The organism is Citrobacter sp. Marseille-Q5395, assembly GCF_947057495.1.
GTDB lineage: Bacteria > Pseudomonadota > Gammaproteobacteria > Enterobacterales > Enterobacteriaceae > Citrobacter > Citrobacter murliniae.
In genome coordinates this window covers 58,480-72,776 of record NZ_CAMSEL010000009.1, presented here as the reverse complement: position 1 = coordinate 72,776, position 14,297 = coordinate 58,480, and the positions used below count along the sequence as shown (strand labels likewise).

11 protein-coding genes and 1 pseudogene are annotated in these 14,297 nt (G+C 50.9%); 9 read left to right on the top strand and 3 right to left on the bottom strand.

Annotation, left to right across the window (positions count from 1 at the left end):
* Positions 1-129 precede the first annotated feature (129 nt).
* Together OH663_RS11395 and OH663_RS11390 are read right to left on the bottom strand one after the other, a co-directional pair.
* The gene (locus OH663_RS11395; RefSeq protein ID WP_045441092.1) at positions 130-1,413 is read right to left on the bottom strand and encodes a citrate synthase; all 1,284 of its coding nucleotides are present in this window, start codon (positions 1,411-1,413) and stop codon (positions 130-132) included.
* 206 nt (positions 1,414-1,619) lie between these two features.
* Positions 1,620-1,727 (bottom strand): annotated as a pseudogene (locus OH663_RS11390) (hypothetical protein).
* Between the two features lie 383 nt (positions 1,728-2,110).
* Between OH663_RS11390 and sdhC the strand changes: the two are divergent.
* The 9 genes from sdhC (at position 2,111) to OH663_RS11345 (ending at position 13,135) form a co-directional block, all read left to right on the top strand.
* The gene (gene sdhC / locus OH663_RS11385) at positions 2,111-2,515 is read left to right on the top strand and encodes a succinate dehydrogenase cytochrome b556 subunit (RefSeq protein WP_045441093.1); all 405 of its coding nucleotides are present in this window, start codon (positions 2,111-2,113) and stop codon (positions 2,513-2,515) included.
* Positions 2,509-2,856 (top strand): succinate dehydrogenase membrane anchor subunit, encoded by a 348-nt coding sequence (gene sdhD / locus OH663_RS11380; protein WP_045441094.1) that lies wholly within the window; start codon positions 2,509-2,511, stop codon positions 2,854-2,856. Before sdhC ends, sdhD begins: the two co-directional genes overlap by 7 nt.
* Complete coding sequence (gene sdhA, locus OH663_RS11375) at positions 2,856-4,622, top strand: succinate dehydrogenase flavoprotein subunit (RefSeq protein ID WP_045441095.1); 1,767 nt, start codon at positions 2,856-2,858, stop codon at positions 4,620-4,622. Before sdhD ends, sdhA begins: the two co-directional genes overlap by 1 nt.
* A 15-nt stretch (positions 4,623-4,637) precedes the next feature.
* Complete coding sequence (gene sdhB, locus OH663_RS11370) at positions 4,638-5,354, top strand: succinate dehydrogenase iron-sulfur subunit SdhB (RefSeq protein ID WP_045441096.1); 717 nt, start codon at positions 4,638-4,640, stop codon at positions 5,352-5,354.
* A gap of 315 nt (positions 5,355-5,669) precedes the next feature.
* Entirely contained in the window at positions 5,670-8,471 is a 2,802-nt protein-coding gene (sucA, locus tag OH663_RS11365; protein ID WP_045441097.1) for a 2-oxoglutarate dehydrogenase E1 component, read from the top strand.
* Positions 8,472-8,485: 14 nt separating this feature from the next.
* Positions 8,486-9,709: a 2-oxoglutarate dehydrogenase complex dihydrolipoyllysine-residue succinyltransferase gene (gene odhB / locus OH663_RS11360; RefSeq protein ID WP_200010601.1), complete on the top strand. Its 1,224-nt coding sequence runs from the start codon at positions 8,486-8,488 to the stop codon at positions 9,707-9,709.
* Between the two features lie 114 nt (positions 9,710-9,823).
* Positions 9,824-10,990, top strand: a complete 1,167-nt coding sequence (sucC, locus tag OH663_RS11355) for an ADP-forming succinate--CoA ligase subunit beta (RefSeq protein ID WP_045441099.1) — start codon at positions 9,824-9,826, stop codon at positions 10,988-10,990.
* On the top strand, positions 10,990-11,859 hold the full coding sequence (sucD, locus tag OH663_RS11350; RefSeq protein WP_048221836.1) for a succinate--CoA ligase subunit alpha: 870 nt from the start codon (positions 10,990-10,992) through the stop codon (positions 11,857-11,859). Before sucC ends, sucD begins: the two co-directional genes overlap by 1 nt.
* A gap of 382 nt (positions 11,860-12,241) precedes the next feature.
* Entirely contained in the window at positions 12,242-13,135 is an 894-nt protein-coding gene (locus OH663_RS11345; RefSeq protein WP_200010603.1) for a PocR ligand-binding domain-containing protein, read from the top strand.
* Here the strand turns inward: OH663_RS11345 and cobA are convergent.
* Positions 13,114-13,902, bottom strand: coding sequence for a uroporphyrinogen-III C-methyltransferase (gene cobA / locus OH663_RS11340; protein ID WP_045441102.1), 789 nt, complete (start codon positions 13,900-13,902; stop codon positions 13,114-13,116). The genes OH663_RS11345 and cobA overlap by 22 nt on opposite strands.
* Between the last annotated feature and the right edge of the window lie 395 nt (positions 13,903-14,297).

Genomic DNA, 14,297 nt, shown 5'->3' with positions numbered 1-14,297 from the left:
CCCATACTCCTGAGTAGAATTAAGCAAGTCTCAGTAAATCATAGAGAAAGGATGAGAGGATTAACACAATGCATGTCAAGAAAAAGGGAATATGCCGGATGGTGACGCATCGCCATCCGGCAACAGGAATTAACGCTTAATGTCAGACTTAAAATCGCGTTTGTCGTAGCCGGTGTACAGCTGACGAGGACGGGCGATCTTCATGCCATCAGTATGCATTTCGTTCCAGTGAGCAATCCAGCCAACGGTACGCGCCATGGCGAAAATCACGGTGAACATGGAGGACGGAATACCCATCGCTTTCAGAATGATACCGGAGTAGAAGTCTACGTTCGGGTAGAGTTTCTTCTCGATGAAGTACGGGTCATTCAGTGCGATGTGCTCAAGCTCCATGGCCACTTCCAGCAGGTCATCTTTGGTGCCCAGCTCTTTCAGAACTTCATGACAGGTTTCACGCATAACGGTTGCGCGTGGGTCATAGTTTTTATAGACACGGTGACCAAAGCCCATCAGACGGAAAGAATCATTCTTGTCTTTCGCGCGGCGAACAAATTCCGGAATGTGTTTAACCGAGCTGATTTCTTCCAGCATCTTCAGTGCGGCTTCGTTTGCACCGCCGTGTGCCGGTCCCCACAGGGAAGCAATACCTGCTGCGATACAGGCAAACGGGTTAGCACCAGAAGAACCCGCTGTACGTACGGTAGACGTAGAAGCGTTCTGCTCGTGGTCGGCGTGCAGGATCAGGATACGGTCCATTGCGCGTTCCAGGATTGGATTCACTTCGTATTTTTCGCACGGCGTGGAGAACATCATGTGCAGGAAGTTACCGGCGTAGGAGAGGTCGTTACGCGGATAAACAAACGGTTGGCCGATGGAGTATTTGTAGCACATCGCTGCCATGGTAGGCATTTTGGACAGCAGACGGAAAGCAGCGATTTCACGGTGACGCGCATTATTCACATCCAGCGAGTCGTGGTAGAACGCGGCCAGTGCGCCGGTAACACCGCACATGACGGCCATCGGGTGAGAGTCGCGGCGGAAACCGTGGAACAGACGGGTAATCTGCTCATGGATCATGGTATGGCGAGTGACCGTGGTTTTGAACTCGTCGTACTCTTCCTGCGTCGGTTTTTCGCCGTACAGCAGGATATAACACACTTCCAGATAGTTGGACTCGGTCGCCAACTGGTCAATCGGGAAGCCGCGATGCAGCAAAATACCTTCGTCACCGTCGATGAAAGTAATTTTGGATTCGCAGGATGCAGTAGAGGTGAAACCTGGGTCAAAAGTAAACATCCCTTTTGAGCCAAGGCTACGAATATCAATAACATCTTGACCGAGCGTACCTTTCAGCACATCCAGTTCAATAGCAGAGTCACCATTTAGAGTGATTTTTGCTTTAGTATCAGCCATTTACGGTCTCCTTAGCGCCTTATTGCTTAAGACTGCCGGAACTTACATTTGCCTTCGTACATTGGTGAACCGTTACCAGTTTGTTATTTGGCTCGCCGCTCTGTGGAAGAGGGGACAACCTGGGTACAGAGCTATGGGCGCTTGCAGGTAAAACGGTCTGTTCATGGCGAATAAACAGCAAATCAAGAACTTAGCAATCCGAATTATTAAACCTGTCTATCACTAATAACTGTCCTGAAGGTATTGGTCAATACTTCCACACTGTTGCATAACTAAATCTCCGGTGAAAGAGTGACCCCATAACTTTTACGCATTATATGCCTTTTCTGGTGTCGTTTGTAACAACTTTGTTTAATGTTTGTCAAATCAGATGATTAAAAATTAAAATAATGTTGTTATCGTGACCTATGTCACTGTTCGGGATAAAACCCGACAAACTATATGTAGGTTAATTGTAATGATTTTGTGAACGTCCTATACTGCCGCCAGGTCTCCGGAATACCCTGCAATCCCGAGCCAACCAGCGTTGTAACGTGTCGTTTTAGCAACTGGAAGCAGTGTTTTATATGACGCGTAGTTATAGTAAGGACGCTGTCTGACCCGCACGCAGACCGGAGGAAGGAAATCCCGTCGTCTTTCAGGCTACAGGTGTCTTCATCTTCTGTACCCGAAGTCCAAAGGGAATAATAAGAACAGCATGTGGGCGTTATTCATGATAAGAAATGTGAAAAAACAAAGACCTGTCAATCTGGATCTGCAAACGATCCGGTTCCCAATCACGGCGATAGCGTCCATTCTCCATCGCGTATCTGGAGTGATCACCTTCGTGGCGGTCGGGATACTGTTGTGGTTATTGGGTACCAGCCTTTCCTCCCCTGAAGGTTTCCTCGCGGCGTCATCCATTATGAATAACTTCTTTGTGGAGTTAATTATGTGGGGAATTCTGGTCGCGCTGGCATATCACGCTGTAATGGGCATTCGCCATCTGTTGATGGATTTTGGCTACCTTGAAGAAACCCTCGAAGCAGGGACGCGTTCCGCCAAAATTTCTTTTGTTATCATTGTCGTGCTTTCACTTCTCGCAGGAGTCCTCGTATGGTAAGCAACGCCTCCGCATTAGGACGCAACGGCGTACATGACTTCATTCTGGTCCGTGCTACCGCTATCGTTCTGACGTTATACATCATCTATATGGTCGGCTTCTTCGCCACCAGCGGCGAGCTGACCTGGGAAGTCTGGACCGGTTTTTTCTCATCGGCATTCACCAAAGTCTTCACCCTGCTGGCACTTTTCTCCATCTTGATTCATGCCTGGATCGGCATGTGGCAGGTGTTGACCGACTACGTTAAACCTCTGGCCGTGCGCCTGATTCTGCAACTGGCAATTGTCGTTGCGCTGGTGGTTTACGTCATTTATGGATTTGTTGTGGTGTGGGGTGTGTAATGAAACTGCCAGTCAGAGAATTTGATGCTGTTGTGATTGGTGCCGGCGGCGCAGGTATGCGCGCGGCGCTGCAAATTTCCCAAAGCGGCCAGACCTGTGCGCTGCTTTCCAAAGTGTTCCCAACCCGTTCCCATACCGTTTCTGCGCAGGGTGGCATCACCGTTGCGCTCGGTAATACCCATGAAGATAACTGGGAATGGCATATGTACGACACCGTAAAAGGGTCGGATTACATTGGTGACCAGGACGCTATTGAATATATGTGCAAGACCGGTCCGGAAGCGATTCTGGAGCTGGATCATATGGGGCTGCCGTTTTCACGCCTCGACGATGGCACTATCTATCAACGCCCGTTTGGCGGTCAGTCGAAAAACTTCGGCGGCGAGCAGGCGGCACGTACCGCAGCGGCGGCGGACCGTACCGGTCATGCGCTGTTGCACACCTTGTATCAGCAGAACCTGAAAAACCACACCACCATTTTCTCGGAGTGGTATGCGTTGGATCTGGTGAAAAACGCCGATGGCGCAGTGGTGGGTTGTACCGCACTGTGTATCGAAACCGGTGAAGTCGTCTACTTCAAAGCCCGCGCTACCGTGCTGGCAACCGGCGGGGCAGGTCGTATTTATCAGTCCACCACCAACGCCCACATCAATACCGGTGATGGTGTTGGTATGGCTATCCGTGCCGGTGTACCGGTGCAGGATATGGAAATGTGGCAGTTTCACCCAACCGGTATCGCCGGTGCAGGTGTACTGGTAACAGAAGGTTGCCGCGGTGAAGGCGGTTATCTGTTAAATAAACATGGCGAACGCTTTATGGAGCGTTATGCCCCGAATGCGAAAGACCTTGCGGGTCGTGACGTGGTGGCGCGTTCCATCATGATCGAAATTCGTGAAGGTCGTGGCTGTGACGGTCCGTGGGGTCCACACGCCAAGCTGAAACTCGACCATCTGGGTAAAGAAGTGCTGGAATCCCGTCTGCCGGGCATTCTGGAACTGTCCCGCACCTTTGCCCACGTTGATCCGGTGAAAGAGCCGATTCCGGTAATCCCTACCTGCCACTACATGATGGGCGGTATTCCGACCAAAGTGACCGGCCAGGCACTGACTGTGAATGAGCAGGGTGAAGATGTGGTGATTCCTGGGCTGTTTGCGGTTGGCGAAATCGCCTGCGTATCGGTCCACGGTGCTAACCGTCTGGGCGGCAACTCGCTGCTGGACCTGGTGGTATTCGGTCGTGCGGTTGGCCTGCATCTGCAGGAATCTATCACTGAGCAGGGTGACCTGCTGGATGCGACCGAAGAAGAGATCGATGCTTCTCTGGCCCGTCTGAACCGCTGGAACGGTAACCGCGACGGCGAAGATCCGGTAGTTATTCGCAAAGCGCTGCAAGAATGTATGCAGCATAACTTCTCGGTCTTCCGCGAAGGTGATGCGATGGCGAAGGGGCTTGAAGAGTTGAAAGCAATTCGCGAGCGTCTGAAAAACGCCCGTCTGGATGATACGTCCAGCGAGTTCAACACCCAGCGCGTTGAGTGTCTGGAGCTGGATAACCTGATGGAAACCGCGTACGCCACGGCGGTGTCCGCCAACTTCCGTACCGAAAGCCGCGGCGCGCATAGCCGCTTCGACTATCCGGAACGTGATGATGAAAACTGGCTGTGCCATTCCCTGTACCTGCCAGAATCGGAATCCATGACTCGACGTCAGGTCAATATGGAACCGAAACTGCGCCCGGCATTCCCGCCGAAGATTCGTACTTATTAATGCGGAGACAGGACAATGAAACTCGAGTTTTCGATTTATCGCTATAACCCGGATATCGATGATGCTCCGCGTATGCAGGATTACACCCTGGAAGCGGAAGAAGGGCGCGACATGATGCTGCTGGATGCATTGATGCAGCTGAAAGAAAAAGATCCGTCGCTGTCGTTCCGTCGCTCCTGCCGTGAAGGGGTGTGCGGTTCTGATGGTCTGAATATGAACGGCAAAAATGGGCTGGCGTGTATCACTCCTATTTCTGCGCTGAATCAGCCGGGCAAGAAAATTGTCATTCGCCCGCTGCCAGGTTTACCGGTCGTACGCGATTTGGTGGTAGACATGGGACAATTCTACGCACAGTATGAGAAGATTAAGCCTTACTTGTTGAATAATGGGAAAAATCCTCCTGCTCGTGAGCATTTACAAATGCCAGAGCAGCGTGAGAAGCTCGATGGGCTGTATGAATGTATTTTGTGTGCATGCTGCTCAACGTCCTGCCCGTCATTCTGGTGGAATCCGGACAAGTTTATTGGCCCGGCAGGACTGCTGGCCGCGTATCGCTTCCTGATTGACAGTCGCGATACCGAAACCGACAGCCGCCTCGAAGGTTTAAGTGACGCTTTCAGCGTATTCCGCTGCCATAGCATCATGAACTGCGTCAGCGTATGTCCTAAGGGGCTGAACCCGACGCGCGCCATCGGCCATATTAAGTCGATGCTGTTGAAACGTAGTGCGTAAGTAACAGATGCCGGATGGCGGTATAAATGCCTTATCCGGCCTACAGGTGAGTCACTGTAGGCCGGATAAGCACAGCGTCATCAGGCATGATATATGCAGGAAACCTCTAAAAACTGCCATGAATTAGAGAGCAATAATCGAGGCGTTCGGCGCGATACAAGGCGCGGTCTGAACGACGAAGATTATTAGACAGTTTTTAAAGGTTCCTTCGCGAGCCAGATTAAACAAGAGCTCGCAAGTGAACCCCGGCACGCACAGCGGTGTGCGTGGTAGTATCCACGGCGAAATAAGCATATAGATGCTTAAGGGATCACGATGCAGAACAGCGCTTTGAAAGCCTGGTTGGACTCTTCTTACCTCTCTGGTTCAAACCAGAGCTGGATAGAACAGCTCTATGAAGACTTCTTAACCGACCCTGACTCGGTAGATGCTAACTGGCGTTCGACGTTCCAGCAGTTACCTGGTACCGGAGTCAAACCGGATCAACTCCACTCAAAAACACGTGATTATTTCCGTCGACAGGCGTTGGTTACCCCACGTTATTCTTCTTCTATCTCCGACCCTGATGCCAATGTGAAGCAGGTTAAAGTCCTGCAGCTCATCAACGCATATCGTTTCCGTGGTCATCAGCATGCGAATCTCGATCCGCTGGGACTGTGGCAGCAAGAGAATGTGGCCGATCTGGACCCAACTTTCCACGATCTGACTGATGCTGATTTCCAGGAAAGCTTTAACGTTGGTTCTTTTGCCGGCGGCAAAGACACCATGAAGCTGAGCGACCTGGTTGAGGCGCTGAAACAAACCTACTGCGGCCCTATTGGCGCCGAGTATATGCACATCACCAGTACCGAAGAAAAACGCTGGCTTCAGCAGCGTATCGAATCTGGTCGTGCCGCATTCAGCAGCGAAGAGAAGAAACGTTTTCTCAGCGAACTGACCGCAGCAGAAGGCCTGGAACGCTATCTGGGCGCGAAGTTCCCGGGTGCAAAACGCTTCTCGCTGGAAGGCGGCGATGCGTTAATTCCGATGCTTAAAGAGATGATTCGCCATGCCGGTAACAGCGGCACGCGCGAAGTGGTTCTGGGCATGGCGCACCGTGGCCGTCTGAACGTGCTGGTCAACGTGCTAGGTAAAAAACCACAGGATCTGTTCGACGAATTTGCAGGCAAACATAAAGAACACCTCGGTACGGGTGATGTGAAGTACCACATGGGCTTCTCATCTGATATCGAAACCGAAGGCGGTCTGGTTCACCTGGCGCTGGCGTTTAACCCGTCGCATCTGGAAATCGTCAGCCCGGTGGTTATCGGTTCCGTTCGCGCGCGTCTGGACAGACTGGACGAGCCGAGCAGCAATAAAGTGTTGCCGATCACCATTCACGGTGACGCCGCAGTGACCGGACAGGGCGTAGTTCAGGAAACCCTGAACATGTCGAAAGCGCGTGGTTACGAAGTGGGCGGTACCGTTCGCATCGTTATCAATAACCAGGTCGGCTTTACAACGTCTAACCCACTGGATGCACGCTCTACGCCGTATTGCACTGATATCGGTAAGATGGTCCAGGCGCCTATTTTCCACGTCAATGCGGATGATCCGGAAGCCGTCGCTTTCGTGACCCGTTTGGCTCTGGATTTCCGTAATACCTTTAAACGTGATGTCTTCATCGATCTGGTGTGCTACCGCCGTCATGGCCATAACGAAGCCGACGAGCCGAGTGCGACCCAGCCGCTGATGTATCAGAAAATCAAAAAGCATCCGACTCCGCGCAAAATCTACGCTGATAAGCTGGAAGCCGATAAAGTCGCAACGCTGGAAGACGCTACCGAAATGGTCAACCTCTATCGTGACGCGCTGGATGCCGGCGAATGCGTAGTGAAAGAGTGGCGTCCAATGAACATGCACTCCTTCACCTGGTCGCCGTACCTCAACCATGAATGGGATGAAAACTACCCGAGCAAGGTTGAAATGAAGCGTTTGCAGGAACTGGCAAAACGCATCAGTACTGTACCAGAAGCGGTTGAAATGCAGTCGCGCGTTGCCAAGATTTACGGCGACCGTCAGGCGATGGCAGCAGGCGAGAAGCTGTTCGACTGGGGTGGTGCTGAGAACCTGGCTTACGCAACGTTGGTTGACGAGGGCATTCCGGTACGACTGTCTGGTGAAGACTCAGGTCGCGGTACCTTCTTCCACCGCCATGCAGTTATTCACAACCAGGCAAACGGTTCTACCTACACGCCACTGCAGCATGTGCATAACGGTCAGGGCACATTCCGCGTTTGGGACTCCGTGCTGTCTGAAGAAGCGGTACTGGCATTTGAATATGGTTATGCCACAGCAGAGCCGCGCACGCTGACTATCTGGGAAGCGCAGTTTGGTGACTTTGCCAACGGTGCGCAGGTTGTTATCGACCAGTTCATCTCCTCTGGTGAGCAGAAATGGGGTCGTATGTGTGGCCTGGTGATGCTGCTGCCACATGGCTACGAAGGGCAGGGACCAGAGCACTCTTCCGCACGTCTTGAGCGTTATCTGCAACTTTGTGCTGAGCAAAACATGCAGGTGTGCGTTCCGTCTACCCCAGCACAGGTTTACCACATGCTGCGTCGTCAGGCGCTGCGCGGTATGCGTCGTCCGCTGGTGGTGATGTCGCCGAAATCATTGCTGCGTCATCCGCTGGCGGTGTCTACGCTCGACGAACTGGCTAACGGTACGTTCCTGCCAGCCATTGGCGAGATAGATGAACTTGATCCGCAAGCCGTGAAGCGCGTCGTGATGTGTTCTGGTAAGGTTTATTACGACCTGCTGGAGCAGCGCCGCAAGAACAACCAAAAAGATGTCGCCATTGTGCGTATCGAACAGCTCTATCCGTTCCCGCATAAAGCGGTACAGGAAGCGCTGAAACCTTTTGCTCATGTGCATGATTTTGTCTGGTGCCAGGAAGAGCCGCTCAACCAGGGCGCATGGTACTGCAGCCAGCATCATTTCCGTGAAGTGATTCCATTTGGGTCTGCTCTGCGTTATGCAGGTCGCCCGGCCTCTGCCTCTCCGGCAGTAGGATATATGTCCGTTCACCAGAAACAGCAACAAGATCTGGTCAATGACGCGCTGAACGTCGATTAAATAAAGGATAAATAATGAGTAGCGTAGATATTCTTGTTCCCGACCTGCCTGAATCCGTAGCAGATGCAACGGTTGCAACCTGGCACAAAAAACCGGGCGATGCAGTACGTCGTGACGAAGTACTGGTAGAAATCGAAACTGACAAAGTGGTACTGGAAGTACCGGCATCAGCGGACGGTATTCTTGATGCAGTTCTGGAAGATGAAGGGACCACTGTCACTTCTCGCCAGATCCTTGGTCGCCTGCGTGAAGGCAACAGCAGTGGTAAAGAGACCAGTGCTAAATCTGAAGAGAAAGATTCTACCCCGGCACAGCGTCAACAGGCGTCTCTTGCCGAGCAGAATAACGATGCCCTGAGCCCGGCGATCCGTCGCCTGCTGGGTGAGCATAATCTCGAAGCCAGTGCCATCAATGGTACCGGTGTCGGTGGTCGTATCACGCGTGAAGATGTTGAAAAACATCTGGCTAAAGCTCCGGCAGCAAAAGCGGAAGCGAAAGCCCCGGCAGTAGCGCCTGCAGCACAGCCTGCACTGAGTGCTCGCGGAGAAAAACGCGTACCGATGACCCGTCTGCGTAAGCGCGTAGCTGAGCGTCTGCTGGAAGCGAAAAATTCGACAGCAATGCTGACGACGTTCAACGAAGTCAATATGAAGCCGATTATGGATCTGCGTAAGCAGTACGGCGACGCGTTCGAAAAACGTCACGGTATCCGTCTGGGCTTTATGTCCTTCTACGTTAAAGCGGTTGTTGAAGCGCTGAAACGCTATCCGGAAGTGAACGCTTCTATCGATGGCGATGACGTGGTGTACCACAACTACTTTGATGTGAGCATGGCGGTATCTACGCCGCGCGGCCTGGTAACTCCGGTTCTGCGAGATGTGGATCTGCTGGGTATGGCTGACATCGAGAAAAACATTAAAGAGCTGGCAGTAAAAGGTCGCGACGGCAAGTTGACGGTTGAAGATCTGACGGGGGGTAACTTTACCATCACTAACGGTGGTGTGTTCGGTTCCCTGATGTCAACGCCAATCATTAACCCGCCGCAGAGCGCCATCCTGGGTATGCATGCCATCAAAGATCGTCCGATGGCTGTAGACGGCAAGGTTGAAATCCTGCCGATGATGTATCTGGCGCTGTCTTATGACCACCGTTTGATCGATGGTCGTGAGTCAGTAGGCTTCCTGGTGACCATTAAAGAGTTGCTGGAAGATCCAACGCGTCTGCTGCTGGACGTGTAGTACCTGAGAGTATCACCTGCCCTGTAGGCCGATAAGCGTTGCGCCATCCGGCATGAAAAACGCAACGGCCTACAGGTTTAAAGATAACGATTACCTGAAGGATGGACAGAACACATGAACTTACATGAATATCAGGCAAAACAACTTTTTGCCCGCTATGGCTTACCGGCACCGGTGGGTTATGCCTGTACTACTCCGCGTGAAGCCGAAGAAGCCGCATCAAAAATCGGTGCAGGCCCGTGGGTAGTGAAATGTCAGGTTCACGCTGGTGGCCGTGGTAAAGCGGGCGGTGTGAAGGTTGTTAACAGCAAAGAAGACATTCGCGCTTTTGCTGAACACTGGCTGGGCAAACGTCTGGTGACCTACCAGACAGATGCCAACGGTCAACCGGTAAATCAGATTCTGGTTGAAGCTGCGACCGACATTGGTAAAGAACTTTACCTCGGTGCAGTAGTTGATCGCAGCTCCCGTCGCGTGGTCTTTATGGCCTCTACCGAAGGCGGCGTGGAAATCGAAAAAGTGGCGGAAGAAACCCCGCACCTGATCCATAAAGTGGCGCTCGATCCGCTGACGGGTCCAATGCCGTATCAGGGCCGTGACCTGGCGTTCAAACTGGGTCTGGAAGGTAAGCAGGTTCAGCAATTCACCAAGATCTTCATGGGTCTGGCGACCATTTTCCTTGAGCGCGACCTGGCGCTGATCGAAATCAACCCGCTGGTGGTGACCAAACAAGGCGACTTGATCTGCCTCGATGGCAAACTGGGTGCTGACGGCAACGCACTATTCCGCCAGCCGGATCTGCGTGAAATGCGCGACCAGTCTCAGGAAGATCCGCGTGAAGCTCAGGCTGCACAGTGGGAACTGAACTACGTCGCGCTGGACGGTAACATTGGTTGTATGGTTAACGGCGCTGGCCTTGCAATGGGCACCATGGACATCGTTAAACTGCACGGTGGCGAACCGGCTAACTTCCTCGACGTTGGCGGCGGTGCGACTAAAGAGCGTGTCACCGAAGCGTTCAAAATTATCCTCTCTGACGACAATGTTAAAGCCGTACTGGTTAACATCTTTGGTGGCATCGTGCGTTGCGACCTGATCGCCGACGGTATCATCGGCGCGGTAGCGGAAGTTGGTGTTAACGTTCCGGTGGTTGTGCGTCTGGAAGGTAACAACGCCGAACTCGGCGCGAAAAAACTGGCTGACAGCGGCCTGAATATTATTGCAGCGAAAAGTCTGACGGATGCAGCTCAGCAGGTTGTTGCCGCAGTGGAGGGGAAATAATGTCAGTTTTAATTAATAAAGATACCAAGGTTATCTGCCAGGGCTTCACCGGTAGCCAGGGGACATTCCACTCTGAACAAGCGATTGCTTACGGTACGCAAATGGTTGGTGGTGTAACGCCGGGTAAAGGCGGTACAACTCACCTGGGCCTGCCAGTGTTTAACACCGTGCGTGAAGCGGTTGAAGCCACCGGCGCGACTGCGTCTGTTATTTATGTACCGGCTCCGTTCTGCAAAGACTCCATTCTGGAAGCCATCAACGCAGGTATTAAACTGATTATCACCATCACTGAAGGCATCCCGACGCTGGATATGCTGACCGTGAAAGTGGCGCTTGATGAAGCGGGCGTGCGCATGATTGGGCCGAACTGTCCTGGCGTTATCACCCCAGGCGAATGCAAAATCGGCATCATGCCGGGTCACATTCACAAGCCGGGTAAAGTGGGTATCGTTTCTCGTTCTGGTACGTTGACCTATGAAGCGGTTAAGCAGACGACTGACTATGGTTTCGGCCAGTCTACCTGCGTAGGTATCGGTGGTGACCCGATCCCTGGCTCAAATTTTATCGACATCCTGAAACTGTTCCAGGAAGATCCACAGACTGAAGCGATCGTGATGATCGGTGAGATCGGCGGTAGCGCGGAAGAAGAAGCGGCGGCGTACATTAAAGATCATGTAACCAAGCCAGTTGTTGGCTACATCGCGGGCGTGACCGCGCCGAAAGGCAAACGTATGGGGCACGCGGGTGCGATTATCTCTGGTGGTAAAGGTACGGCTGATGAGAAATTCGCCGCACTGGAAGCCGCGGGGGTGAAAACCGTGCGCAGCCTGGCCGATATCGGTGAAGCGCTGAAAACTGTGATTAAGTAATTCTCAAAAAGTAGTAATAAAGCCCGACCCCTTCGTGCAACCGGCTGTATGCGTTGTGCGAAGGACGCAGGGCTGGTCCGTTTTCGACATGGTTGGCCATCTGATGATGGCCTTTTTTATGTCTTTTTCGTTTTTTGTTCCTGCCGAATATCTGTAACCCGTCACCCGTTCTCTGAAGGCAAAATATAATAAATTAAAAGATGGCCCAGTGACGCAGTCGTACTCACCGCGCTATTGTGGTTAAGACGACACATTATTCATCTTGCAATTTGATCATAATCATCTTCATAAATAAGATTATTTTTTGCGGTAAGCATCATTCTTTCTTTAGGCTAAATTCTGCATATTACCGGCTTAAATATCATGAATGCCGGAGGAAGGCGTGCCGCTGAAAATTCAGGATGACTACTTGCAGAGTTTTTTCTCTATAGCTGAGATCTTCTCTGGTGCGACCGGATTAGCAACGGTAGTCGTTGATGTTACAGGTAAGGCAATATCTGATTGTCATGGCTTCAATTCATTTTGTTCATTAATACGTACCAATGAACTGTATCGCCCGAGTTGTCAAAAGTGTGATAAGTATTGTGCTTTTGAGGGGTTAAAGCAGGTTAAACCCAGAATACTCTGCTGTTATGCAGGATTAAGCCTCTTCTCAATGCCGTTAATCCATGAGGGCAATCTGTACGGCTTTATTATTTGTGGTCAGGTACGGGCAAAACATCAGGAATATAAAACAATTGTGATTGATGACAAACCACAATGGATGAATGAACCTCGGATAAAAGCTGAGTGGGAACGGGTTACTGTAGTGGATAATAACACACTAGTGGCATCGGCAAATTTACTGAGGTTTATTGTTGATAACTTTGAACATCAGGAACAACAGGTTGATGCTTCCTTCGGATCGCAAATCAATACTATTCGCCCATATTATACGGAGCTTTCTCGTCACGAGAGAAAACTATCAGCGGCACTTCGCTATATTGATGATAATTTATATGGTGAATTATCTCTGGAGACTGTGGCAGCGCACGTTTGTTTAAGTGCGAATTATTTCAGTCGTTTTTTTAAGAAACGTCAGGGTGTTAATTTTAAAACCTGGGTGAATCAGAAAAAAATGCAAAAGGCGGGGGAGTTATTGCACGACCCTGTTCATTCGATAGACAGCATTGCCCGGAAACTTCACTACGCACAAACCAGTTATTTTTGCCGCGTATTCCGGGCAGCGCATCAAACGTCACCTCAGTCTTTTCGTCACGCCAGACTCTCGCAGTAAAGGTTTTCCGGCAGCGTGATGGCTTCGGGAATAAAAGAGAGTCGATCGCTGAGGGTGACGACATCACCAATGACGATAAGCGCAGGTGGCACAACGTTTGCTTCCTGTGCTTTATTCAATAATGCACCGAGCGTACAGGTCAGGCGGCGCTGATTTTCCCGCGTGGCAGACATGATAACGGCGGCGGGCGTGTCTGCCGATTTTCCGCCCATCAACAGTTCTTCGCAGATAAATGCCAGGTTGGCGATACCCATCACGATAACCAGCGTACCGTTGAGTCTGGCTAACTGACGCCAGTCCTGCTGCTGGTTGCCTTCTCGTGTATGGCCTGTCACTACGTGAAACCCGGATGCGAAATCGCGATGAGTGACCGGAATACCGGCGCAGGCAAGGCCGCCAATGGTGGAACTGATACCGGGCACGACTTCAAATGGAATCCCGATCTCTACGAGTCCCTCAACTTCCTCAGCTCCACGACCAAAAACGTAAGGATCACCGCCTTTTAAACGCACGATGTTGTCATGCGTTTCAGCGTACTGAATAAGCAGTAAGTTGATTTCATCTTGTGGCACACAATGAAAGCCAGGGTTTTTTCCGACATTGACAAGTTTACACTCAGCGGATGCCCATTCCAGAATTTTAGGATTGACCAGACGATCGTAAATAATGACATCAGCTTGTTTAATGCACATCATCGCTTTGAGGGTGAGTAATGAAATATCACCGGGACCTGCTCCGACGAGCCAGACCTTTCCGAAAGTTTTCACATTGTGTCCTTTATCACGGCTAACAAAAAAATGGCAGAAACTACATTGCGGAATGATTAAAAGCAGTCGTTTGCCCATAAGTTATAACGCTAAATTGTCCTAAATTATCGCAGGGACAATATTGATTAAACTCGCAAAGTTTTTTCTACAATAAACAAGATAACATGAAAAATTATTAAGAACTTATTGGCACTATTTGCCTGGATTTAACCTTATTTAAATTGTGTTTATTGCTGTGCTTGAGTATTATTGGTTAATATTTATCCGCCGCCAGTGTGAGTAAATCATGGATTGGATCAATGACATCAATGGACAAAATAAAATATAACTCTCGATGCTCATCTGGGTGAATCGAATTATTTTTTATAAATTAAACTATTTTTGTACGCTGCATA

Bases quoted from the DNA above. Each gene is read 5' to 3' on its own strand.
- sucC (WP_045441099.1), top strand. From the start codon at position 9,824: ATGAACTTACATGAATATCAGGCAAAACAACTTTTTGCCCGCTATGGC.
- sucD (WP_048221836.1), top strand. From the start codon at position 10,990: ATGTCAGTTTTAATTAATAAAGATACCAAGGTTATCTGCCAGGGCTTC.
- OH663_RS11395 (WP_045441092.1), bottom strand. From the start codon at position 1,413: ATGGCTGATACTAAAGCAAAAATCACTCTAAATGGTGACTCTGCTATT.
- sdhC (WP_045441093.1), top strand. From the start codon at position 2,111: ATGTGGGCGTTATTCATGATAAGAAATGTGAAAAAACAAAGACCTGTC.
- odhB (WP_200010601.1), top strand. From the start codon at position 8,486: ATGAGTAGCGTAGATATTCTTGTTCCCGACCTGCCTGAATCCGTAGCA.
- sucA (WP_045441097.1), top strand. From the start codon at position 5,670: ATGCAGAACAGCGCTTTGAAAGCCTGGTTGGACTCTTCTTACCTCTCT.
- sdhA (WP_045441095.1), top strand. From the start codon at position 2,856: ATGAAACTGCCAGTCAGAGAATTTGATGCTGTTGTGATTGGTGCCGGC.
- sdhB (WP_045441096.1), top strand. From the start codon at position 4,638: ATGAAACTCGAGTTTTCGATTTATCGCTATAACCCGGATATCGATGAT.
- sdhD (WP_045441094.1), top strand. From the start codon at position 2,509: ATGGTAAGCAACGCCTCCGCATTAGGACGCAACGGCGTACATGACTTC.